Source organism: Butyrivibrio hungatei (assembly GCF_001858005.1).
Classification (GTDB): Bacteria; Bacillota; Clostridia; order Lachnospirales; family Lachnospiraceae; genus Butyrivibrio; species Butyrivibrio hungatei.
On the sequence record NZ_CP017831.1, the window covers coordinates 1,120,984 to 1,145,634 of the forward strand.

Sequence of the window (24,651 nt, forward strand, 5' to 3'; positions counted from 1 at the left end):
TTACATCAATATATGTCGAAGGGTACTAATCAGAAATTAAAGCTATATTATCTGGCTAAGATCATGATTGCAAAGACAGATGATGATCACTATCTGACAATGCCGCAGATCAAGGATATGCTTGAAGAATACGGCATAACTGCTGATAGGAAAAGTCTTTATGATGATATGGAGGCCCTTAGGACTCTAGGAATAGATGTGCTTCTAGAGCATGAAGGCAGAAATTATTATTACCATGTTGGATCCAAGCACTTCGAACTTGCTGAGCTTAAGCTGTTAGTTGATGCCATTCAGGCTTCAAAGTTCATAACTGAAAAGAAGTCTAATGCTCTCATCAAAAAGCTTACAGCTCTTGTAAGTGAGTACGAGGCAAGTCAGTTAAAAAGACAGGTTGAAGTTCAGGGCCGTATCAAGACCATGAACGAGAGTATCTACTACACTGTAGATGATATTCATAACGCCATAATCAATAATAAGGCGATAACCTTTGAATATCTTAAATGGAACCTGCAAAAAGAACTGGTGCCAAGGAAAGAAGAACGCTACGAAGTAAGCCCTTGGGCTCTTACATGGGATGATGAAAACTATTACCTCATTGCCTATGATGATGAAAGTCAAAAGATAAAGCATTACAGAGTAGATAAGATCAACAAGATCAAGATCACTGATAAGAAACGCCAAGGTAAAGAGCATTTCGCAGCCTTTGATATGGCAGCCTATTCCAAGATGAACTTTGGAATGTTTGGCGGAAAAGAGACTAAGGTAAAGCTTAGGTTCAAGGATGAAATGGTCGGAGTCTTACTTGATCGTTTTGGAAAAGACATTTCTATCAGGAAGTCAGCTACTGCTGGCTGGTCTGAAACAAATGTCGATGTTGCAGTAAGTGATCAGTTCTTTGGATGGATATTTGCTCTTGGGGGCTCAGTAGTCATCGCAGGTCCTGATGAAGTAAAAATGAGATTCAAAGAAGAATTAGAGAAGGTTAAGGAATTATATAAGTAATTTTAAAGGGCTGTGAATTTATTTTCACAGCCCTAGCTTTGTCTTTATTTAGTTTTTACTGGCAGAAGCTGTAAGCCTTTTGTTCCAAAGAACAGGCTGTTTCTAATCATTCCGATCCTATAGAGATTTAAGATATAAAATAATGAGCACATTACTGTAATTATTCCGAATGTACTTATAAGCTCCTCTACAGTAGGTGGATAGCCACGTCTTCTGGTATAGTTACCTACATATTCTGCGATTTCAAATTCTATTCTTCCCATCTAGTCTACCTTCCCTTCTGGTTTATATAGAACGATAGGATAATGATACCTGTTTTATGTTTCATAAATGTGTAGCAAATATTAAATGAAAATAAACTTTATACCCCCTTACATTTGAAGTATAATGTGGCTATTGGGGAATTTGAAAGGGGAGAGCGCATGAATAATTTAGATAATCTTGAAAAAGAAGTTGCTGAGATACAGCGCCAGATGTCTAGCATCAATTCTATGCTTGGCAAAGTAGCTCAGGAAATATCTGAAATAAAAAAATCCCAGGAAGAAGAAAAAATACAGCAGACACAGCCTGTACAGCCGGTTCAGTCAAATGCGTACACTCAGCCTATATATCAAAAGCCTGTGTACACGCAGCCTACATACAACAGGCCAGTTCAGAAGCCTTCAGAAAGCCAGGCTATCTTTTCACAGGTTAATATTCCTAGTGCGGTTAACGTATCTGATGCTCAGGGAAGAGACACTTCCAAGAAAGGCATCTTCACTGAATCCTGGATCGGTTCACATCTCATGGGAATCGCAGCCAGCATACTTATATTCATTTCATTAGTTCTTTTTGCAAAGCTCCTGATCCCATATCTTAGCGATGTGGTGAAGGTTGGTCTTATGTTTACAGGAAGTATCCTTCTTACAGGAATCGGATTTTACTTCCACAAAAAGAAACCTGAAAACTCCTTCTTTAGCGCGTTGTTTGCCTGCGGAGAAGGGTGCCTGTACCTGTCCATCATAGTTACAAGAGCAGTATTTATGTACTTTAACGATATTGAGATGTATGTGATGCTACTTCTTTGGGGACTTATGGTTGTCTTCATCGACAAGAAAAAGAGCCTTCTGTTCCAGATCATTGCAGACATGGGCTTTTTGGTGGCAGTATTCTTTAGCGGCAATATGAGTAGCTACAAGCTCATTTTCCCTATGCTTGGCTACATTATTGTAATGGCGGTGGTATATCTTTTCGTATTTAGTAAAAAGAGACTAAGCAGAAATATTCAGATCGGTGTCAGTTTGTTTGCGCTGACAGTCTTTGATGTGAATATCTTTATTAACTTTGACAGTAATACTTCAGCAGTCATTGCTCTTGGAATCCTGACAGCCATATTTACTTTGGCTTATGTAGCACTACTTGGCATGAGGCTTAAGCTCCAACAGTCAGAAAATCTGATATGGGGCCTGCTTTCAGCCTGCGTAGCTTTGTTTTCATTTGTTGTTACAGTTGTCATTACGCCTTATGAAGAACCTCTTATATGTGGGTTCATGTTGCTGATTGGCGTTATTGGAGAAATTTATATGGTATTAGAGGATAATAAGAGTCACGAGTATAACCTCAATATCATAAATGCTATCTGGACCGGATTGTGCTTTCTGATACTTATAACTTACGCAGGATATGATCTTCCACAGCTTATTAATACAGGCATTATCTATATTCTGTTCCTTGTAATTATGTGTTATGGTCTTTTCAAACAGTTTGACATTATGAAGATCCAGGCAGGAGGTCTTGCAATCTGGACAATGTTCTATATGTTTGGTAGTAACGCTACAGTTATGCTGGCGTTCTGTGCACTTTGCTTCTTTGCATTTTGCTTTATCGTCGAGACCTTCGTTCTTGGAGAAAAGAACTATATGAAGAATACAGCATATTTCATGATGCTGATCGCTCTTGCAAAGTTTAGCTATGAAATGGGACTTCGCATCGGCCAAAATGAGGCAGAGCTTATTTCAATCGCAGCTTTTTCTCTTGTAAATGCACTTGCTATAGGCTTTAAGTTCTTTACCTATGGAGAAGGCGAGGAAAACAGTCCGATAAATATAGCTCTTAACGTGTTAAATGGATGTATGCTACTTGTAGTACTTGTTCTTATGTTTGATGTTAGTACCAAATGGATGGTATGGGGCTATATATTACTTGCAGTGGTCCTTGGGTGCGTCAATCTTGGAAGGCATATCAGAAATGGCGGCGGAGAGCTCTTATATGCAGGCATCAAGTTTGGAGTGATACTGCTATTTAGCCTTCTTGCAAATGACTGTGAAAATTATCTTGTAAGCGTGATAATACTTGCGTTTGCTATCGTATGTATCGTAGGCGGCTTTGTACTAAGGGGCAAGGGAAAGTGCCTTAGAATATACGGCCTTGTCCTTTCTATGATATGTGTGTTCAAGTTCATCATGGTTGATATTTCCTATGAAAACAGCATTGGACATGCTATCAGCTTCCTTATAAGTGGTGTATTGTGCTTTGCAATAAGCGCTATATATAATCATTTTGAAAAACTAGATAAAATACAGCAGGCAGGAGAGTAACATGAAGGATTTATACGGATATTTATTTGTTCACTTTACAGGGGAACACAAGGATGGAGAGCAGATCTATTTTTCTTTATCTGAAGATGGATTACACTGGAAGGATCTAAATGGTGGTAAGCCGGTTCTTAAGTCAACAATTGGCGAGAAGGGCGCTAGAGACCCATTTATCATAAGAGCTGTTAATGAAAAGAAATACTGGATAATTGCCACAGACTTAAGAATAGAAGCTGGCAAAGGCTGGGATGTAGCGCAGCATGGCGGCAGCAGAGATATTCTTATCTGGGAGTCAAAAGACCTTGTAAACTGGGAAGGGCCAAGAGCAGTAACTGTAGGAGTACCCGGTGCAGGTTGTGTATGGGCTCCCGAAGTAATTTATGACAAGGAAAAAGAAATGTATATGATCTTCTTTGCTTCTATGACAGATAATAAGCAAAAGATCTATAGAACCTTTACTAAGGACTTTTCTTCTTTTACCGATACAGAGCTTTATACAGAGAGCGACAATCACATCATTGATTCAACGATCATCAGCACTAAGGAAGGTTACTATAGATATACCAAGGATGAGACTACCAAGAAGATCAAGGCTGAATTTGGAAAAGACCTTGAAAACAATAGCTTCAAACTGATAGATTCAAAGACACTTGGAGAGATGGAAGGAGTTGAAGGTCCTGAGATATTTAAGTTCAACGATAGAGATGAGTATTGTCTCATAGTTGATAGATACGCTGAAGGCAAGGGATATCTTCCAATGGTGACTAATGACTTATCTAGTGGAGAATTCAGAGTTCTTGATGAATCTGAATTTGATCTTGGAGAAAACAAGAAGCGTCACGGCGGAATCATGACAATTACCAAAGATGAATATGATGCATTAAAAAAACTTCTGGTTCAAAGCAATTAAGCTTTGAATCAGAAGTTTTTTGTTGTATCAGTCTGCTAACCAACCCTTACGTGAGAGTGTTATAGAGTCCATAGAATCTTCTTTGCTGTTTACATAGATTCTGTAACCGTTATAATAGTCAGATTCTTCAGCATCTTGATCAAGGCTGATCTTGTAGTACTCATATTCATCTTTGTACTCATATTTGATTCCCTTAGAATCAAGCATAGCCTTAAAGTCTGTGTTTGATGTCTTGGTAGAAAGACCAGGAACTTCAAAATCTGACTCTCTGTAAGATGAAATATAGACGGAGAGTTCTGTGATCATTGAGTTCTTAACCAGTGTAGCGCTGTTACCTTTGTTGTAAAGCATAACGTAGATACTCTGATCATCCTTTGAGAGAGCAATACTGATCTGCTCTTCAGCACCAATAGGAGAGTCCCCAGCTACATTGCTGCTAGCAATGCTCCATCCATCATCAAGGAGCTTCTGAAGTGGAACAGGAAGGTTATATACCTTACCGCCAAGCTGGAAATTTCCTGAAAGGAAATCATCTCCAAGAGATGAAGGATCTTTGTACTGGCTTACATAATCAGGAGTAGCTTCATTAACTTCACCCCTGTCGAAACCTTCAGGCATTTCCTCATTTGTGATAGTGAGGTTTTGGAGAACACCTGTTGAATCGTCAAATGTGAAAGTGATGGTATTGAATACATTCATATCATCGTGATCTTTGTAATAAGTAAGAGTTCCACTGTACTCATGATCTGGATTACCAAAAATAGCTGTGACATCCTCTGATTTGCTCTTTCCAATTACGATCTGATTGTTTTGAATCGATGCTTCAATACCGCTTTTTTCAAGAGATCTTGAATAAAGAGAAAACTCTGTAACGTAGCAATCCTTGGCTTCATATGCATTGAATGAGTAGTTTGTGATCGCAACAGAGCAGTAGGTGTCTTTACCCTTGTAATTAAGTGAGGTGAAGGTTGTTTCATTTGTACCAAGTAACTCACTTGCATCAGCTCCATCCTGGAAAGTCCAGCCATGCTCAAGGAAGTATGAAACTGGAAGAGGTAATGAATATGTCTCTCCATCAACTGTGAAAGCAAACATACTTGATGAATCTACGTTTGCTGGAGTATTTGCCGCTGGCTTTTTATCCGCATCTGATGACTTATCTTCTGATGGATCATCTGACTTCTTGCCATCAGGTGTTTTTGTATCTTCTTTTGAAGACTTTGATGATGCAATATCTATTGGATCATTTGGCTTTTTGTCTGCACCTGAACTGAATGCAATGATAGCAACTATCAAGATAAGCGCAGCTGCTATACCGCCTCCGATGATCATAAGCTTTTTCTTATCTGCAGGATTCTTAGGGGAATAAGTTCCGCTATAAGAAGCTATTGTAGTCATACCAGGAACTACTGGCTGACCAGCATTTGCTGCCTGCTGAGCACCAGGAATAACTGGCTGTGCTGGCTGAACCGGTGTAGGATTTGGATTTGTTACCGGCTGAACTGGCACTGGGTTAACAGGCTTTGCACCTGCGTTTCCTACAGGCTGCGCTCCAGGAATATTGATTGGCTGCGCACCTGGGATATTAAAAGGCTGTGCACCCGGAATTGTAGTGTTTGGTGCACTATTTGTTGCGTCTTGTGGTGTGATTGGCTGACCTGTAATAGGGTCAAATTGTTGTCCACTCATTGAAAATAACTCCTTCCCAAAAAATACAAAATACACTATATCAAATATTAGCTTTTTGAGAAAGATAAATATACAATTCATTGTGAAAATTGATTGACAGTATTTTGCTAAATAGTGAGGTTATGCCGTATAATCAGGGTATGAAGAAAAAAGGACTATTACTAATAAGTTTAATATTTGTTTTAACTGGTTGTGAACAGGCTATCACATTACCTGATATGGGTGAAATAGAAGAGGGAGTTGGAGCTGGAGCAGAAGCGGCCTCAGAAGCTCTTTCTACTGCTATGCAGGAAGCAAGAGAAAAGATGGAAGAAATTGCAGAGTCAGATTTTGCAGATAGCGCCGAAGAGGAAAGCAGCCGCGGAATCCTGACTTCCAAAGAAGATATACAGCTTACAGCAGTAGACAGCAAAGGAACCTATTCCTTTATCTATGCTGGAGAGACCTTCACTGCTATTTATACTACCGACAATTGGAAAATAAAAGATTCATATAAGATCACTAATTACTCTGACATAACCATGATCTGCGAAGCTCTTTCTGACGAGCACCAGATCCATGGCCTAGACAGAGAGTCCTACAGAACCCCTGATGACATGGCTTTCGAATGGCAACAGCACAACATCGCCTACGAACTTCTTCCAGAAGACAACGACTGGAAAAAACATGCCAAAGACGTAGATATTGATCCCAAGGACCAGGGTAAGACCTTCTTCGAAATGTACGAGGAACGCGCCGGAAATTAGTTTTTGGCCGCACTGAGCCTGAAATAGCCAAAAAGATATTTACATATCAGAACATCTGTTCTATAATTACAATACGAACAGGAGTTTGGGATATGAGTAGGGTAATTGATAAAGTGGATGTGATCTGTGAACATAAGGCAGATGGCAATATTATCCCTATGAGATTTAGGCTGATGAATGATGATGGTGTCTATGAAGCTTATACAATTAAGGGATATCGGCAGATATTGAGGAAAGATGTTTACACGACGCCGGATGGTCTGACGGTATGTAGCAGAGATAAGGTGTATGAGTGCAGAGTATTGATACTTGATATGTATAGGACTGTTAGGCTGTATTTCAATACTGCTAACGGAATTTGGAGAATTGCTATCTGAAGTGGTATACTCTTTTAAGTTGTCTTTTGACAATTTGGAGAGGATATTATGAAAGAACGTGATGCTAGATTTGATAATATCAAGGCTATCTTGATATTTCTTGTGGTGCTTGGCCACACTATAGAATATTTATATGGAAATAAAGGCATGTATGGAGTAGCGAGGGCAGTTATTTATTCATTCCATATGCCAGCCTTTGTTTTTATCTCAGGATACTTCGCTAGAAAGTCTAAGAGCTCTCTTCCTGATATTACAATTAAATATCTTGGAACATATCTTATATTTAACACGCTTTTTGCGCTTTCACCCTGGCATGTGGATTCACCAATCAACTTTTTATATCCACAGCTTATTTATTGGTATTTGCTATGCCTTTGCTTTTGGAGAGTTAGTATTGGCGCACTATCTAAGATTAGATTCATTGTTCCATTATCATTATTATTTACTCTGTATATTGGAACCTGCGTCAAGGCTGACAGATTTATGTCCATATCAAGAGCAATATGCTTTTTCTCATTTTTCCTTATTGGATACAAGTTTGACCTAAAGCTTATCCAGAAGCTTCCTAAGTGGCTCATGGCACTTACTCTTTTTGCTTGCCTCAGTGCAGTAGTATATGCCCATTACACAGGACTTATTCCTGTTAAGATGTACGAATACATTCAGTCCTATGAAGCTACAGAAGTTACTAACATAACGGGGATCAAGATGCGAATCTTCATGATAGCTATAGCCCTTGTTATCACCCTATGCCTCATAGGTCTTGCGCCATCACGCAAGTTTGGATTTACAATCTTTGGACGCAACAGCCTTAGCATTTACTTGTTACACATCTTTATTATCAAAGCCATTGCTGGTTCCAAGATCGTAAACTTTGGAAATGAACTTACAAACATACTATTTAGCTTAGTAGTTTCATTATTGATTTGCTTAGTTCTTTCCATTCCATTTATAACTAGTGTATATAACAAGTTCATAAATAGAGTAGTAAAGGCCTCTGTTGTACATGAGTAGAGCAAATTATTTAAGATAGTATAGATATTTTTTTATTAAGTCCTATAAGTTTTTTATAGCTTAATGTTTGTTTTTCATGAGTCAGGAAGATTTTTGAATATGCAAAAAAAGGGTTGCCGCCCTGAAGTATTTAATTTATGAATCTCTAAGTATTTTTAGTTGTTCATGAGCTTTAGATTTCACACTAAAAATCCTGTTTTTGAAACACTGTTTGAGCCATTTATGGCGAGTTTGTTTCAAAGGATTTTAAGTGTGAAATATAATGCCATGAACACAAAAATACGAAGGATGAATAAATAAATACTTCAGGGCGGCAACCCCTTCTCGGGAAGCCAAAAACCTCCCGGCATCACCAACAACCTTCCGGTATCACAATCCTTCCGGGAAGCCAATATCTTACCGTCTTCTATCTTTGCCTGTTTCTTTGTAGTAGCGCTCTTTGTCGTTGTACATCATGTGCTCTGCTTTGTTTACTATTTCAAGGATCTGCTCACCCTTTCCAACTGCAAAGCCGTAGGAAGCAATCCGATCGTTATCCCTAAGGATTGATGCAAGGGCAACCATTCTGTCAGCAAAGGCATTATCAACAACATCATTTAAGATGCAGACAAATTCATCGCCACTGATCCTGCAGACATTTCCGTCTGGAAATTCTTCTTTTAGTATATTCGCAAGCTTCTTTATAAGCCGGTCACCTGCTTCGTGACCATAGGTATCGTTTACAGCTTTTAAGGAATTAGCATCACAAAAAACAACTCCAACTGTTTCTTCTTTTGGAAGATTATTTACGATCTCCATATAACCCCTACGATTCCTTAAACCTGTAAGAGCGTCGTTTATAGACAACTCGTTATAAAGAGTCGCGTCTATATCTGCTTCAGTTATGATCTTGGTCTGGATGATAACGTATATTATGGCAAGTGCAAGAGCAGCACCGATAAATCCCTGTCTAAAGCAGGCGTGCATGACGTAGAAAAGTACTATGGAAGCTATCGGAATGGATATTATAAGGAGTATAGGCCACCATTCTTTTACTCCCCAGAAATTATAAATATGTTTGGCGATAGGTAGTAAACATATGAAGGAAATGGCTGGAAGTACTGAAACATAGTAGGACCAGGGTCCAATGATGATAGTATCATTTACTACGCTATATAGATTTCCTGTTACGGTACCGGCAATGATGAAAAGAAGTTCAAGAATATTAAGCGGAACATTAATTCGTTGGAATTTTTGGGCATTGCTTTTGAAACTTTCTTCAGAAATCGAGAGAACGTAGAAACCATAAAGTACAACCAGAAGTGGGAGCATTATATATGCAAAAAAGCAGAAGATTCCTGCAATATACCCTTTTCCAGGCTGACCATCAAAAGCAAAAGATAAAGCTTCACTTAAAAGCCCTATTATGGTTACCCAAAGGCAATATCTAAAGTATTTGGTCTTTTGGAAAACTACGTTTTTAAGCTGGTAGAAGCTACAGACAATGATCAAAAGAAAAAGTGAGCTAACAACATTAGCTGCGATCAGAATCAAATTCATAGTTATGATCTCCTAATCGTGTTGAACAGTTACCTTCTTTAACAGACTAAATTCATTTTTATTATACAATAATATTGATAATTTATGTACTGAATGTGGTATCATAACAGATAAATACATATAGCAATGGGGGCTAAATATGTTTTGGGGAAAAATACGAAAAAGGGCATTACTGCCACTTTTTTTGGTAACCACAGTTCTTTTGACAGGATGTGGCCAAAGGGAAGAGGAGCAGCACAGTCCTGAGCTACTATTGGGGTTTAGTCAGCTCGGAACAGAAAGTGCCTGGAGAAGTGGGAACACCAGCGATATCGAGAAAAAAGCTGCTGAGTCTGGCGTAAGTCTGATGCTAGAAATAGCAAACAGAAAGCAGGAAGACCAGATCGCAGCTATCAGGAGGTTTATCGCTTATCAGGTAGATGTAATAGCTTTTTCACCAATAGTTGAGGAAGGCTGGGATAATGTCCTCTTGGAGGCAAAAGAGGCAGGAATCCCGGTTATTTTGGTGGATAGAGATATCAGTACAAAGAGTGAGGGACTGATAAGCTGCCATATAGGTGCAGACTTCTATAATGAAGGCGTTATGGCGGGAGAGTATCTTATCAGAAAAGCTAACAGCCTTCAGATGGATGAAGTCCATATCGTTGAGATAACAGGTACTGAGGATTCAACGCCAATGCGCCAGAGACAGGCTGGATTTATGGATACTATAAGCTCAGATCCAAGGATGCAGGTTATAGAGAGCGTAAATGGAGACTTTTTAAAAAGCAGAGGCGCTGAGTGCATGCGCTACCTCATGGAAAAATATGGGGATGATATTGATGTGGTGTTTAGCCACAATGATGAGATGACTCTTGGGGCGCTTCCTGAAATTGAGAATGCAGGGGCGGTTCCAGGTAAGGATATAATAATAATTTCTATCGATGGCGGTCAGGAAGCTATCGATGTTCTTAAAGAGGGCAAAATAAACTGCGTTGTTGAATGCACACCGATGCTGGGACAGGAACTGATGGATACAGCCAAGAAACTCAAAAATGGCGAAGAAGTAGAAAAAGTTATCCATCCAAATGAACTTTTCTTTAGTGACGAGCAGGATCTGTCTGATCTGGCTCCAAGAGGATATTAGTATGGAGAAGGTCAAGAAAGAAAAGAGTATCATCGGTCAGATCAACGACATGAGCCATAAAATGGTGCTCATGCTTGTTATGCCTATTTTCTTAAGCCTTGTTTTGATGCTTGTTTATGCTGGCAAGTACAGTATGGCTATTTCCCGAATGGAAACAATAGCAAGTCTAAAGCCAATCGTTGCGGAAGAGATTCCGGAGACAGCCTGGAATATCATAAGTGGCAGGGACACCATTGAAAAGAGCAAGATATATGGAAGGCTCCACATCGTGGACGAGGTCATAGATGAGGTCACAGGCAAGACCGGCCAGGAGAACAGACTATCACTTATTGTTGCCGGAAGGACCATGAAGACTTTAGAAAAGTATGTGGACCAGATAAGGGACAATATAAATGCTGAAGTTCCTGTTGTGGAAAACGAGGCAGTTCTTGAGGAAATAAGGGAAGTATCATCCCTTGTGGATTCCATGTTAAATGATTATATCGCTGCAGAGATTGCTTCTACAGGGCGGATGAGTGGCACATTAAAGGGGGTCATCATCGCAACAGCTATTCTAGAGGCAGTCATAGTTATCGCAGCTCTTTGGATCAGAAATCGTTCTATGAAAAAAACTGCTGCCTTCGTAAGGACGCCTATTGAAAATCTGGAGAAGGTAGCCGCATCTCTTGCAGAAGGAACGTTGGATGCCAGGATCAGAGCTACGGAAGTTACAGAGCTTAGAAATCTCACGACTCAGGTTAACACCATGGCTGACAGACTTGAGACCATGATGAAAAAAAGTGTAGAGGATGAGAGAAACTTAAGAAAAGCGGAGCTTCGTACTCTTCAGGCCCAGATAAATCCTCACTTTTTGTATAACACCTTAGATGCCATTGTCTGGAAAGCTGAAGCTGAGGACAAGGACGAAGTAATTTCCCTTACCAGCGCCCTTAGTGATTTCTTTAGAATAAGCCTTTCATCAGGTGCTGACTGGATTCCCATAAGCCAGGAGAAAAAGCACATCGAAGGATATTTAAAGATCCAGCAGACAAGATACCGCGATATCTTAAGATATGAAATCGATATACCGGATGAGATCGGAAATTACTATATATTGAAACTTCTTTTACAGCCTCTTGTTGAGAATGCCATATATCATGGTATTAAGAGTAAAAGAGGCGGCGGAACCATTAAGGTGTCAGTAAGACTTGATGGAGAAGACCTTGTCTTTTCAGTAAAGGATGATGGTGCCGGTATGACGCCATATCAGATGGATCAGTTAAAAGAACGCATGAAAAAAAGTCAGCCAAACTCAGTAAGTGAGTCTTCTGGCGGCTTTGGACTGGTAAATGTGAATCTTAGGATCAGGCTTTATTACAACCAGCCAAACGGGCTGAACATAGAAAGTGATAGCAGCGGTACGGAGGTAAGCTTTAGAGTACCTTGCCGTACCAGAGAAGGGATCTTAGAAAATGAAAGTATTTCTGGTTGATGATGAGATAGTAGTAAGAGAGGGAATCAGAGAGTCTTTTCCCTGGGACGATAGTCCATATACTCTGGTGGGAGAAGCACCTGACGGGGAGATGGCGATTCCCATGATAAGGGATACGAACCCTGATATTGTCATAACTGACATCAAGATGCCATTTATGGACGGAATTGAACTCTGCAATATATTAAGGAGCCAGATGCCATGGGTCAGCATCATAGTACTTAGCGGATACGATGAGTTTGAGTATGCCAGAAAGTGCATCCAGCTTGGGGTAAAAGAGTATCTGCTAAAGCCTATAAATGCTGAGGATTTGCGACAGGCTCTTGATAGAGTCAGTGATCACATCAAAGAAGAGAGAAAAAGCAGGGAACATGCCGAGAGTCTTCGTGCCCGTATGGAGACAGGAAATCGCTTTGTAAAAGAAAAACTTATAGGCTCTTTATATTCAGAGGAATCAATGGAAGAGGATGCGGCAAATGCCCTTGAAGAGTTAAGAGGCATGGGCTGTCCTATAAATGCGCCTTACTATGTGGTGATAGATTCAGCCTTTGAACCTGTAAATAAGGGACAGGAGATAGCATCAGATCTGGCAGATAGCAGCTTTGGAAGGATTCATGCTTCTCCTAGCAGGACTGGCACAAGACTTCTTGTTCTTGGTGATACTCAGGAGGATGTTGAGGAGAGGGTGTATTCTACTGCCACAGCTCTTTTGCAGGAACTTGAAAGAGCTGGCTGCAATGGTATCTGGACGGGAATTGGCGATATTGTCGGTAGTCCCGGGCAGATACTCAAAAGCTTCAAGACAGCAAGGCATATAAGACATCTTTTGGTCGAAAGAGATGATGAAAAGATAAGGATCCTTGGAACAAGAGAGATGGGAGATTCCGCCTGCGACAAGAAATCTTCAGCAGTCATAAACGAAGCCAAGCTCTACATGACTCAGCATTTTACTGATTCAAATCTTATGCTTCAGGATGTTGCCAGAGCTGTTGGCATGAGTAACAGCAGATTTTCCACTGTCTTTTCACAGCAAAATGGTCAGACTTTTACGGAGTATCTGATATCTTTGAGACTCAATAAGGCAAAAGAGCTTCTTAGGACCACAGATCACAGAAGTTCCCAGATAGCCTTTGATGTAGGATACAACGATGCCCACTATTTTAGCTATATTTTCAAAAAGAATATGAAAATGACACCTTCAGAATATCGTTTGCGATATCAAAATCAACCTGAGTAAAAAAATTTTTAACTTCCTTGTGTAAAATGAAATAATATTTAACCACGCCGAAATGAATATTGATTTACTAAAAAACCTCAATTTTGTACCCTTTTATTAGTAAATGGCCAGTGGCCCAATATAATAGGAGGAGAACTATATGAGAAGGTTTTCTAAAGTATTATCAATGGTAATGGTACTTGCAATGGTCCTTTCACTTTGCGCTTGCGGCGCTTCTTCAGGTGGAAGTACTGGCGGATCAGCTGGTGGAACTATCACAGTAGGTGTAGTTAACAACCCACCTTCAGAGTCAGGCTATCGTGAAGCTAACGTTAAGGACATGGAAGCAGTTTTCTCAAAGGAGAACGGCTATGAACTTAAGGCATTCTACAGCTTAAAGAATGACGAGCAGCTTCAGGCAGCACAGGGCTTCATCACAGAGGGTGTTGATTACCTCCTTATCTCTGCAGCTGAGACAACTGGTTGGGACGAAGTTCTTCAGTCAGCTAAGGAAGCCGGCATCAAGGTTTATCTCTTCGACCGTATGATCGATGTAGATGAGAGCCTTTATGAGGCAGCAGTTGTTTCTGACATGGCAAAAGAGGGTGAGACAGCAGTTAACTGGCTTCTTGATCAGAAGCTTTCTGAGTACAACGTAATCCATATTCAGGGTGCTATGGGTTCTGACGCACAGATCGGCCGTACAGGCGCTCTTGATGCTCAGTTCGCAGCAGGCACAATGAACAAGGTTGTACAGCAGACAGCTACATGGGACGAAGCAGAAGCTAAGAAGATTGTTGAATCAGTTATCAACAGTGGTGAGAAGTTCAACGTTATCTACGCTGAGAACGATGGTATGGCTAAGGGTGCTGTAGCAGCACTTGACGAAGCAGGTATCACACATGGTGTTGATGGTGATGTAGTAGTTATGGGATTTGACTGCAACAAGTGGGCACTTAGAGAGCTCCTTGCAGGTTCATGGAACTATGATGGACAGTGTTCACCATTCCAGGCTCAGATCATCAGTGACCTCATTAAGAGCGGCAAGGCTCCTTCTTCAAAGGTTATCATCAATGAAGAAAAGGGATTTGATGCTAAGACTCTTACTCAGGGCGACATCGACACATACGGTTTAGGTGAATAATCCTATTTAGAAAGACCTGATGGCGCAGCCTTGTTGCTAAATATTGACAACCGGGCTGCGCTTTTATTACACAAGGAGGATGCGGTATGCAGGAAGAATGCTTACTGAAGCTGCGCGGAATTGATAAAAGTTTTCCAGGGGTAAGAGCACTTCACAATGTAGATTTTACGCTGCGTAGTGGCGAGATACATGCTCTCATGGGGGAAAATGGCGCAGGAAAATCTACTCTTATTAAGATCTTAACAGGCGTATATCAGATGGACGCCGGAAGCATTTTCGTAGACGGAGATGCTGTCAGCATTCACTCCCCACAGGATGCACAAAACAAAGGAATAAGTACGGTTTATCAGGAAATCACGCTCTGTCCTAATCTTACGGTTGCAGAGAATATGTTTATCGGAAGAGAAAAGAGTGCGTGGATCAAACAGAGGGATTATGAAAAAAAGGCAGACGAACAGCTAAAGAGCCTTGGAATTCCAGCAAGAAGTACTCAGCAGCTTGGAAACTGTTCTTTGGCAGTTCAGCAGATGGTGGCAATTGCCCGTGCAGTTGATATGCAGTGCAAGGTTTTGATACTTGATGAGCCTACATCCTCTCTTGATGACAAAGAGGTTAACATGCTTTTTGGTCTTATGCGAGACCTTAAGGCTAAGGGTGTTGGAATCATATTTGTAACCCATTTCCTTGAGCAGGTATATGAAGTCAGCGACAGGATCACAGTTCTTAGAAACGGTGAGCTTGTTGGTGAATATCTGACAAAAGAGCTTCCACAGGTGCAGCTCGTTGCCAAGATGATGGGAAAAGAACTTGATGAATTAGAAGATTTCACAGGAGATGATACAAAAGAATCTGTAGAAGGTCCTGTTTTTTATGAAGCAACTGATCTTTCAAGTGATGCAACAAATCCATTTAATTTTACAATCAAAAGAGGTGAAGTTAACGGCTTTACCGGACTTCTTGGCTCTGGCAGAAGTGAGAGCGTAAGAGCTATCTTTGGTGCAGACAAGGTTACATCTGGTAAGGTTAGGATCGGAGGAAAAGAAGTTAAGATAGCCCATCCTATCGACGCTATGAAAAATGGTATCGGATATCTTGCTGAAGATAGAAAAAGAGATGGTATCATTCCGGAATTAAGTGTTCGTGAGAATATCATCCTGGCACTTCAGGTTATGAACGGCTTCTTTAAACCTATCAGCAGAAGCGAATCAGAAGCCTTTGCTGATGAGTATATCAAGGCACTTAATATCAAGACAGCAAGCAGTGAGACACCGGTTGGTTCACTAAGTGGTGGTAATCAGCAGAAGGTAATCCTTGCAAGATGGCTTTTGACACATCCTGATTATCTGATACTTGATGAGCCTACAAGAGGTATTGACGTAGGAACTAAGCTTGAGATCCAGAAGCTTGTACTAAAGCTTGCAAAAGAGGGCGTAAGCGTAACCTTCATTTCATCAGAAGTTGAAGAGATGCTTCGTACCTGTTCCCGCCTTATCGTAATGCGTGACAGACACATTGTAGGCGAATTGAAGGGTCAGGAACTTAATCAGGCTCAGGTTATGAAGACTATCGCAGGAGGTGAGGCATAATGAAAAGTGATTCAAGGAAATTCCTGAAAGGTGGCCTTGGACAGCTGGCAATCCCTATCATTGCAGTAGCTCTCCTTGTGATATTTAACCTTATAAGAGATCCGGGATTTTTTAGCATAACAATAACCCATAACAATTATGGAAATGCAGTTCTTGCAGGTAACCTGATCAGTATCATCAACGGAGCAAGTGAACTTGCAATCCTGGCAATAGGAATGACACTTGTAACAGCTGCTACAAAAGGACAGGATATTTCTGTTGGTGCGGCAGCAGCTATCGCAGGATCAGTATTCGTAAAGGTGCTTAAGTCAGGTTCAACTATTAACGGCGGAACAGTACTTCTTGCATTTCTTTGCTCATGCCTCGTGGCAATGCTTTTTGGAGCATTTAATGGATCACTTGTTGCATTTTTCAAGATCCAGCCTATGATCGCAACGCTTATTCTCTATACCTGCGGTCGTTCAATTGCTTACTGGATAAATGGCGGTGCAACACCTACAGTTACGAGTCAGATCCTTTCATCGATCGGATCCTTTGCACCTGGAATACCAATTCCGATGCCGGTTATCATTGTTATCATTGTAACTATCTTGTTCAAGCTTCTTTTTCACTTTACATCTCTTGAACTTCTGACTCAGTCAGTAGGTATCAACCAGGATGCAGCCAAGTTAAATGGTATCAACACAACATTTATAAAGCTCCTTTCATTTATACTTCTTGGCGCATGTGTTTCAGTTGCAGGATGTATCGGGGTTTGCCGACTTGGACTTATTAACCACGAGACACTTCTTCTGGATGTTGAAATGGATGCTATCCTTGCAGTTGCTATAGGTGGTAACAGCCTTGGCGGTGGTAAGTTTAAAATAAGCGGAAGTATCATCGGAGCGTATGTTATCCAGATGCTTACAATAACTCTTTATGCTATGAAGGTTTCATCAACAGACGTTAAGGCTTACAAGGCCATTGTTATCGTACTTCTTGTAGTCATTGGCTCACCTGTTGTAAAGGAGAAATTCAGAAAGCTTTTGCAAAAGAGAAATACTCAGAAAAAGGAGGCTAGCGCAGCATGAAGAACTTATTTAAGAAAAGAAGAGAGCCTCTTACAGATACGCAGCTTTTAATGACCATTACCATCAGTATCTTTATTGTGATGTATATCCTGGCAATGGCAATCCTCCAGGGAGGCTTTTTGCATGCTCAGCAGATATTCGACCTTTTAAATGACAATGCCAGCCTTATAATCGTATCCTGCGGTCTTACTATCGTTATGATAGGTGGAGGCATTGATATCAGTGTAGGCGGCGTTACATCTTTGGTAGTCATGAGCTGTATCCTTTACCTTAATAAGGGAGGAAACGTTTTTGTGGCAGCGCTTATAGCACTTGGAATAGGACTTGCCTTTGGCGTGGTCCATGGAGCACTTATAAGCTACCTAGAGATCCAGCCATTTATAGTAACTCTTGCGGGAATGTTCTTTGCAAGAGGCATGACAACGATCCTTTCAGTTAATCCACAGAAGGTTGATAACGCAGCCTTTGAGAGCCTTAGAAATACTAAGATTGAGATTTCCTGGCTTGGCTATGTTGCCAAAAATGGAAACCTTGTTCCTGCCCGCATGGAGCTCGGCGTTGTGATAGCTTTACTGTGTGTGATCACTGTATTCGTAATACTGATGTTCAATCGCCTTGGCAGGAACTTTTACGCAATGGGTGGAAACCAGCAGAGCGCATTGATGCTTGGAATCAATGTTAAAAAGACACGATTTATGAGCTATCTTTTAAGCGGACTTCTAAGTGGTATCTCAGGATTTGTACTTATGATGCATACAGGCGCAGGAAATGCCACAAATGCAGCAGGAATGGAGATGAACGCAATTGCTTCATCTATCATCGGTGGAACACTACTTACTGGCGGTGTTGGTAATATCATTGGAACATTCTTTGGAACCATGACCCTTACAACTATCAAGAAGATTGTTGTATCAAGCGGACTTAAGGATCCATGGTGGCAGAGTATTACAACTGGAGGTATGTTGTGCTTCTTTATCCTCCTCCAGAGTATAGTACTAAGTAAGAGACAAAAACAAAAATGAGCCCTAGGGCTCATTTTTTTTTACATGATTGAACTTACTTCAATGATAGAAATAAGAGAGTCTTTGATCTTGCTGACTCCTGATACATTTGATTCTTCTTTCTTAAGGAAAGGAGATGGCTTTTCTATTTCATCTTCAGAAATAGTAAGTACTTCTTTTACGGTATCTACGATCACACCTATCTGCTTGTTTTCATCAACGTTAAGGATGATGATCTTAGAGTTTGGAGTGATATTGTCATCACCCAGATTAAACTTTGTGTGAAGGCTCATTACAGGAATGATCTCGCCTCTTAAATTGATAACGCCCTTATAACATTTTGGTGCACATGGAACAGGTCTGATCTTTTCCATCTGTACGATGTTATTGACGTTTGTAATATCAAAAGCAAACTTCTCGTTTTTTACACCAAAAACAAGGTAACGCTTTTCGTTTTCTGTTATGTTCTCATAAATTGCAAGTTCAGCCATTGCGCACCTCCTCTGTTACAAATGAAGGAATATTGAGAATAAGGGCAACATCATCATCAAGGATTGATGCCCCTGTGAAAAAGTCATTGTCATCAAGAACGCCAAGAGACTTGGTCTCAATCTCTTTTTGACCGTTTAATGCATCTACTACAAAACCAAAGTAAGAGTGGTTGTACATGCAGACAACTACTGACAGATTCTCTTTTTCAGGTGAAGGCTCCATGTTGAATACTCTGTCGAGATAAACAAGAGGAATGACCTTGCCTCTTAAATAGATAACATCGTCGTTGTCTACCTGGCTAAGCTCAGATACAGCCACATTTTCTATAGATAAAATAGTTGATAACGGGATTGCAAAGAGTTCATTGCTGATGCTTACAATAAGTGCCTGGTAAGTTCCAGTCTGCTGGCCTAGAACCATAAGCTGATTTGTGTCCATTTTAAACCTCGCTATTATTTCAATTATTTTTTAATCCCTCTTAAATACGATATAATATAGTTATATAGCAAGTAAGAGGTTCAATATGATAAGTACAAAATACTCCACCAAAAACATGTGCCAGATCTTTGGCATAACCAGAGAAACCCTAAGGCATTATGAACGCCTTGGTTTATTAAATCCGCGCTTTAACCCGGACAATGGATACAGGGAGTATAGTTACTGGGATGTATGTTCCCTTATAGACATCTTGAAGTACAGATCACTTGGGTATTCACTATCTGATACCAAAGATGCTATTTTTGAATTAACCTATCCTCAGATCAAAGAAAGCCTTGAGGACCATATAGAAATATATTCTAACAAATTAATACAATATGACTTATTGCTAAAAAAGGCAACAAGAGATTTAACTTATTTTCGTCATGCACAGGATCACCTTGGGGAGATCATCGAAGCAGAAACAGAAGAATTGTTCTATGTTCCATATACTACCAATCCGAAAAACCCAGATTTCATGCATATGCAGAAGGCATTTGATAATCTGCAGTTCTTTACAACAGCTTTAGTTATAAATGGTGACAATCATGATCTTGACTGCTACGTTCTCATAACTGAAAAGCAGTATGCTGATTTCCTAAAGCTTCACGATGGAGTGATAATACCAAAGTTCAAGGCTGTATGCCAGATGATCGACATAGTTGGCAGAAATCCTGCAGATGAAACTATTGTTGAAGATTTCAGAAAGAAGATCTCCAGAAAGTATTCCAGGACTTTTGATACCATCTATGCAATTTTGGTAACCAGATTTTATGACGAAGAAAAGAGGTATCATCAATACTTTTTTGTCTTTTCAAAGCTTTAATGATACCTCGGGTCTTATTATTTAAAGAAAGCTATTTCTTCGTTAAGCTTTTCTGCAATTTCTTTTAAGCTTGTTGCTGAACCAGCAAGTGTTGTAACAGTAGCTGAAAGCTCTTCTACAGAAGCACCAGTTGTTTCTGTAGCGGCAGCATTCTCTTCAGATATAGCTGAAAGAGATGACATTGAGTGAGAAACGTTCTTGTTTGATGTTACACAAGTATCAGTCTCACCAGAGATTCTTGCTACGCTAGTTACAGTCTTTTCGATGTCTCCAATCATTCCGTTTACTGAATCAATAGTTTGAGCAAGTGCAAGCTGCTGATTCTTGTTGTCTTCGATGATCTCGTTGGCAGCCTTAACTGCTGACTGTGACTCTGTTAAAAGAGTCTCCATAACTTCGTGGATCTGCTTAGCAAGTGACTCTGAATCGTCAGCAAGCTTTCTGATCTCTTCAGCAACTACGGCAAATCCCTTACCTGCATCTCCGGCTCTTGCAGCCTCGATAGAAGCGTTAAGTGAAAGAAGGTTTGTCTGAGCTGCGATTCCAGAGATACCCTCAACACGCTCGTTAATCTCTGCAACAGCACTCTGAGTTGCTGTGATCTTTTCTGCAATATCCTCGATCTTAGTAGCCATAACAGCACTTGAATCGTGGAAGTTTGTAAGAGAGTCACTTGATGACTCTGAAGCTTCTTTCATGCGTTTTGCAAGGTTGTTGAGGTCGTTAGTAGAACTCTGAACGCCTTCGATAGCTACTGTGATCTGGCCAGCATTCTCTACAGAATCCTGTACCTCTTTTGCCTGCTCAGAAGCACCAGTTGCGATTTCCTGAACAGCCTCAGCTACATTCTCAGTAGTAGCGGCAATCTGATTTGCCATAACTGAAAGCTCCTCAGAAGAGTTGTTAACAGTGTTAGATGACTCTTTGATGTTGCCAACAATTCTCTTAAGCTTCTCAACAACTGAGTTTGAGTTATTGATCATCTGACCAAATTCGTCTGTACGCTTTGTGTATTTTTCTATAGAAATAAATTCACCATTAGCAAGTGAAGATAATAATTTGTTTACTTCAAGGAGTGGATTAGTAAAGCTGTTTGCTACAAAAATTGAAAGAACAAGTACAAGGACAACGAGGAAAACTCCTACGCTAACAATAAGCATTGCACCTTTCCTTGCTTCAGCTATAACTTCTGCTTCTGCCTTACCTGCGCATACTGTGTATCCTGATGAAAGATTCTTTACATAGCTGACATAAACTGGGTAACCCTTAGCAGTACTGATGTAGAAACCAGTCTTTTCACCTGATGTCATATATGGTGATGAGGAGTAATTTTGCGGCTCATCGGTTGCTGCTATCTCAAACTGTGAATGTGCTACCATTGTTGCTTCCTGGTCTACAAGGAAAGCTTCGTCAGCTTCTGCAGCAAGGAGAGTATGAATCTCGTTTGGATCAAAAGTCTTGTGAACTACTCCGAGAACTGTCTTTTTGTCAGTATCAAAAACAGGAACTGCGATACAGATATTTCTTGAATTTGTAACTGAACTTACAAATACAGAAGAAATAAATGTCTTACCCTGAATAGCATTCTGGAAATAGTCTCTTTCAGCAATGCTCTTTAATGCACCGTCGTCACTACGAAGTACCATCATTCCCTGAGCATTTGACATTACGATAGTATTATCATCGCCAAAAGACTCATTGATAGAGACCATCTGATTCTTTATGATAGATGGATCTGTAATTTCTCCCTTAAGGAAAGCAATAGTCTGAGGAGATGAAGCAAAGCTGTTAAGGGCTGTCTGACTCTTTGTAAACATCTTGTCGATTTCAGACTCGATATATTTTGCCTGCCAGTCAAGATTTCTTTTTGCATCCTCTTTGGCATTATTTGTTGAACTAACATAACTGATAACTACAGCAATTGTTAATGGGATTATCGCAATTAAAAGCATGATAGCGATAAGCTTTGTTTTTACACTATTTGTTGAAAACTTCCTGTTTTTCATTTTAATTTCCTTTCTAACATCCATGTTTCTTTTTCAATAGTTTTTAAACGCATGCTCGTCATTTATAAACCCGGTGGTAACCACCAGGTCAAGAATTTCTTTATTTCACTTTTGTGGCAGAATCTAGTATTATTATTTCAATGGGTGAGCCCTAGTGACGGAGGTTACGGCTCATTTTTGTCAAAAATGAGCCGTAACCTCCGTCACTAGGGCTCAAAAGGAGAGGCAGACATGACATTACAGCAACTAACATATTTAGTTACAGTGGCGGATTGCGGGAATATTACTGACGCTGCAGAAAAGCTCTTTATATCACAGCCAAGTCTTAGTGCAGCAATACAGAACCTTGAAAAAGAGATGGGAGTTAAGGCCTTTGTGCGCTCTAATAAAGGCGTTGTAGTTACAAGAGAAGGGGAAGAACTTCTTTCTTTTGCAAGGATGCTTCTTGAACAGGCAGATAATATGAAAGAGCATTTTGGCTCTGAAAATGTGAGACCACCTAAGTTTTCAGTGTCTTGCCAGCATTATTCTTTTGCTGTTAATGCCTTTGTAGACCTTATCAAAAAATATGATGCTGATCAGTACAGCTTTATAATAAGAGAGACTCAGACCGGCGAGATCATAGACGATGTTGCCAGTGGCAAGAGCGAAGTAGGAGTCATATATCTTTCTAAAAATAATGAAGAAATATTGAGTAAATTAATAAAGAAGAGCGGGCTTATATTTGAAGAACTTAAAGTGGCAAAACCTCACGTATTTATCAGTAATAAGCACCCTCTTTCAGGAAAAGAGCTGGTAACTTTTGATGATCTTAAACCTTATCCGTATCTTGTTTTTGAACAGGGAGAAAAGAACTCTTTTTACTATGCAGAAGAACTTGTGAGCATGCTGGATTTTCCAAAAAACATACAGGTCAGGGATAGAGCGACTCTTTTTAACTTAGTGATCGGACTAAACGGATTTACCGTTAGTAGCGGTGTAATAGATCAGAAATTAAATGGCAAGGCTATAATTGCAAGGCCTCTTAAGATGGATGCCCAGATGCGAATAGGTATAGTGACCAAGAAAAATATGATATTAAGCCGCTATGGAGAAACATATATTGAAGCTTTGAATAAACATTTGTCTATAGGTTAAAACTATGGAGAATTAGGAGTTAAATGTATTATATTTCCCAAGGGGGTGTTGATAGAATATCCTAAAAAGTTTTGTTTGGAGGATATTCATATGGGAAAGGTCAGTTCACCTCAGAGATTCGATTTCGTTGGAAGTTTTTTAAGAACACAGCCTCTTAAAGATGCTAAGGTTGCCTATAAAAATGGAATGATCAGCAAGGAACAGTATGATCTTGTTGTAGAGGATGAGATCAGAAAGGTTGTTGCCAAGCAGAAAGAACTTGGCTTTCATGTGATCACAGATGGAGAGTTTAGAAGGAGCTTTTGGCATCTTGACTTTATGTGGGGATTTGAGGGCGTTGAGCACAAAGAAACAGGAAACGGTGTTCAGTTTAATGGAGAACTCGCAGTTCTTGATGATACCTACCTTGTAGGCAAGATCAAGGCAAAGGAACATCCTTTTGTTGAATACTTTAAGTTCCTTAAGCAGTTTGAAGATGAGAATACAGTTGCTAAGTATACAATTCCTGCACCAGCTCAGACATTCCAGCAGATGATCGTTCCTGCAAACTATGGCAGGACCAGAAAGTTTTATGCTACAAATGAAGAGCTTATCCATGATATCGCAGTAGCTTATCAGGATGTTATTAAGCAGTTTTATGAGGCAGGCTGCCGTAATCTTCAGTTTGATGATTGTACCTGGGGAGCTATCGTTGGTGATGCTGCCAAACAGCGTTATCAGGCTCTTGGAATTGATATAGAGGAAGTTAAGGATCAGTTACTTAAGGTCAATAATCTTGCTCTGGAAGGAAAGCCTTCTGATATGGTAATTACTTCTCATATATGCAGAGGAAATTATCATTCTACGTATTTTACCAGCGGAGCATATGATACTGTAGCAGATCACGTATTTGCCAGAGAAAATGTAGATGCTCTTTTCCTTGAATATGACGATGAGAGATCTGGCGGTTTTGCCCCTCTTAGCAAAGTTTCTGATAATAAGAAGGTTGTACTTGGTCTGATCACAACAAAATCTCCTAAACTTGAGGATAAAAAAGCTGTGATCGATAGGATCATGGATGCGGCACAGTACGTGCCCCTTGATAGACTTTGCCTTAGTCCACAGTGCGGATTTGCGTCCTGTGAGATCGGTAACAAGCTCACTGAAGATGAACAGTGGGCCAAGCTAAAGCTTGTAAAGGAAATTGCAGAAGAAGTGTGGGGATGATGAGTCCCAAAGCTCATCATGTGATATAATGTCGGTTAACCAG

At 40.1% G+C, this 24,651-nt stretch carries 22 protein-coding genes; 16 read left to right on the forward strand and 6 right to left on the reverse strand.

All coding sequences use genetic code 11. The features are described 5' to 3' along the window. Window positions 1-12: 12 nt before the first annotated feature. Window positions 13-1,002 (forward strand): helix-turn-helix transcriptional regulator, encoded by a 990-nt coding sequence (locus bhn_RS05430; RefSeq protein ID WP_071175733.1) that lies wholly within the window; start codon window positions 13-15, stop codon window positions 1,000-1,002. Between the two features lie 44 nt (window positions 1,003-1,046). Here the strand turns inward: bhn_RS05430 and bhn_RS05435 are convergent, their stop codons facing one another. Beyond that, entirely contained in the window at window positions 1,047-1,265 is a 219-nt protein-coding gene (locus bhn_RS05435) for a hypothetical protein (RefSeq protein WP_071175734.1), read from the reverse strand. A gap of 159 nt (window positions 1,266-1,424) precedes the next feature. Here bhn_RS05435 and bhn_RS05440 point away from each other — a divergent pair, with 159 nt between their 5' ends. Both bhn_RS05440 and bhn_RS05445 read left to right on the forward strand, forming a co-directional pair. After that, window positions 1,425-3,578 carry a DUF2339 domain-containing protein gene (locus tag bhn_RS05440; RefSeq protein ID WP_071175735.1) on the forward strand — a complete coding sequence of 718 codons (2,154 nt, stop codon included), beginning with the start codon at window positions 1,425-1,427 and terminating at the stop codon, window positions 3,576-3,578. A gap of 1 nt (window position 3,579) precedes the next feature. Continuing rightward, complete coding sequence (locus tag bhn_RS05445) at window positions 3,580-4,485, forward strand: glycoside hydrolase family 43 protein (RefSeq protein ID WP_071175736.1); 906 nt, start codon at window positions 3,580-3,582, stop codon at window positions 4,483-4,485. 27 nt (window positions 4,486-4,512) lie between these two features. Here the strand turns inward: bhn_RS05445 and bhn_RS05450 are convergent, their stop codons facing one another. After that, window positions 4,513-6,174: a hypothetical protein gene (locus bhn_RS05450; RefSeq protein ID WP_071175737.1), complete on the reverse strand. Its 1,662-nt coding sequence runs from the start codon at window positions 6,172-6,174 to the stop codon at window positions 4,513-4,515. Window positions 6,175-6,296: 122 nt separating this feature from the next. On the opposite strand from bhn_RS05450, the gene bhn_RS05455 reads away from it, so the two are divergent. The 3 genes from bhn_RS05455 (at window position 6,297) to bhn_RS05465 (ending at window position 8,311) form a co-directional block, all read left to right on the forward strand. After that, on the forward strand, window positions 6,297-6,920 hold the full coding sequence (locus tag bhn_RS05455; protein ID WP_071175738.1) for a hypothetical protein: 624 nt from the start codon (window positions 6,297-6,299) through the stop codon (window positions 6,918-6,920). Window positions 6,921-7,012: 92 nt separating this feature from the next. Then, a complete protein-coding gene (locus tag bhn_RS05460) occupies window positions 7,013-7,297 on the forward strand; it encodes a hypothetical protein (RefSeq protein ID WP_071175739.1) in 285 nt (94 codons plus the stop codon). A 48-nt stretch (window positions 7,298-7,345) separates the two neighbouring features. After that, a complete protein-coding gene (locus tag bhn_RS05465) occupies window positions 7,346-8,311 on the forward strand; it encodes an acyltransferase family protein (protein WP_071175740.1) in 966 nt (321 codons plus the stop codon). 396 nt (window positions 8,312-8,707) lie between these two features. Here the strand turns inward: bhn_RS05465 and bhn_RS05470 are convergent, their stop codons facing one another. Then, a complete protein-coding gene (locus tag bhn_RS05470; RefSeq protein WP_071175741.1) occupies window positions 8,708-9,850 on the reverse strand; it encodes a GGDEF domain-containing protein in 1,143 nt (380 codons plus the stop codon). A 139-nt stretch (window positions 9,851-9,989) separates the two neighbouring features. Between bhn_RS05470 and bhn_RS05475 the strand changes: the two genes are divergently transcribed. The 7 genes from bhn_RS05475 to bhn_RS05505 all read left to right on the forward strand — a co-directional run bounded on the left by bhn_RS05475 (window position 9,990) and on the right by bhn_RS05505 (window position 18,485). Then, a complete protein-coding gene (locus bhn_RS05475) occupies window positions 9,990-10,976 on the forward strand; it encodes an ABC transporter substrate-binding protein (protein ID WP_071175742.1) in 987 nt (328 codons plus the stop codon). A gap of 1 nt (window position 10,977) precedes the next feature. After that, window positions 10,978-12,447, forward strand: a complete 1,470-nt coding sequence (locus tag bhn_RS05480; protein ID WP_071175743.1) for a sensor histidine kinase — start codon at window positions 10,978-10,980, stop codon at window positions 12,445-12,447. Then, window positions 12,428-13,684: a response regulator gene (locus bhn_RS05485; RefSeq protein ID WP_071175744.1), complete on the forward strand. Its 1,257-nt coding sequence runs from the start codon at window positions 12,428-12,430 to the stop codon at window positions 13,682-13,684. The genes bhn_RS05480 and bhn_RS05485 overlap by 20 nt, the downstream gene beginning before the upstream one ends. Window positions 13,685-13,823: 139 nt before the next feature. Continuing rightward, complete coding sequence (locus bhn_RS05490; protein ID WP_071175745.1) at window positions 13,824-14,807, forward strand: substrate-binding domain-containing protein; 984 nt, start codon at window positions 13,824-13,826, stop codon at window positions 14,805-14,807. Window positions 14,808-14,893: 86 nt separating this feature from the next. Further along, window positions 14,894-16,393: a sugar ABC transporter ATP-binding protein gene (locus bhn_RS05495; protein WP_071175746.1), complete on the forward strand. Its 1,500-nt coding sequence runs from the start codon at window positions 14,894-14,896 to the stop codon at window positions 16,391-16,393. Then, window positions 16,393-17,463 carry an ABC transporter permease gene (locus tag bhn_RS05500; protein WP_071175747.1) on the forward strand — a complete coding sequence of 357 codons (1,071 nt, stop codon included), beginning with the start codon at window positions 16,393-16,395 and terminating at the stop codon, window positions 17,461-17,463. Before bhn_RS05495 ends, bhn_RS05500 begins: the two co-directional genes overlap by 1 nt. Next, window positions 17,460-18,485 (forward strand): ABC transporter permease, encoded by a 1,026-nt coding sequence (locus tag bhn_RS05505; RefSeq protein WP_071175748.1) that lies wholly within the window; start codon window positions 17,460-17,462, stop codon window positions 18,483-18,485. The genes bhn_RS05500 and bhn_RS05505 overlap by 4 nt, the downstream gene beginning before the upstream one ends. Before the next feature lie 20 nt (window positions 18,486-18,505). Here the strand turns inward: bhn_RS05505 and bhn_RS05510 are convergent, their stop codons facing one another. Next, entirely contained in the window at window positions 18,506-18,955 is a 450-nt protein-coding gene (locus bhn_RS05510) for a chemotaxis protein CheW (protein WP_071175749.1), read from the reverse strand. Further along, entirely contained in the window at window positions 18,948-19,394 is a 447-nt protein-coding gene (locus tag bhn_RS05515; protein WP_071175750.1) for a chemotaxis protein CheW, read from the reverse strand. The genes bhn_RS05510 and bhn_RS05515 overlap by 8 nt, the downstream gene beginning before the upstream one ends. Before the next feature lie 85 nt (window positions 19,395-19,479). Here bhn_RS05515 and bhn_RS05520 point away from each other — a divergent pair, with 85 nt between their 5' ends. Further along, window positions 19,480-20,259: a MerR family DNA-binding transcriptional regulator gene (locus bhn_RS05520; protein WP_071175751.1), complete on the forward strand. Its 780-nt coding sequence runs from the start codon at window positions 19,480-19,482 to the stop codon at window positions 20,257-20,259. A 17-nt stretch (window positions 20,260-20,276) separates the two neighbouring features. Here bhn_RS05520 and bhn_RS05525 read toward each other — a convergent pair whose 3' ends face one another. Beyond that, window positions 20,277-22,265, reverse strand: coding sequence for a methyl-accepting chemotaxis protein (locus bhn_RS05525; protein ID WP_236845972.1), 1,989 nt, complete (start codon window positions 22,263-22,265; stop codon window positions 20,277-20,279). 231 nt (window positions 22,266-22,496) lie between these two features. Here bhn_RS05525 and bhn_RS05530 point away from each other — a divergent pair, with 231 nt between their 5' ends. Further along, the gene (locus tag bhn_RS05530; RefSeq protein WP_071175753.1) at window positions 22,497-23,402 is read left to right on the forward strand and encodes a LysR family transcriptional regulator; all 906 of its coding nucleotides are present in this window, start codon (window positions 22,497-22,499) and stop codon (window positions 23,400-23,402) included. A gap of 90 nt (window positions 23,403-23,492) precedes the next feature. After that, window positions 23,493-24,608 carry a 5-methyltetrahydropteroyltriglutamate--homocysteine S-methyltransferase gene (locus tag bhn_RS05535; protein WP_071175754.1) on the forward strand — a complete coding sequence of 372 codons (1,116 nt, stop codon included), beginning with the start codon at window positions 23,493-23,495 and terminating at the stop codon, window positions 24,606-24,608. Window positions 24,609-24,651: the final 43 nt, after the last annotated feature.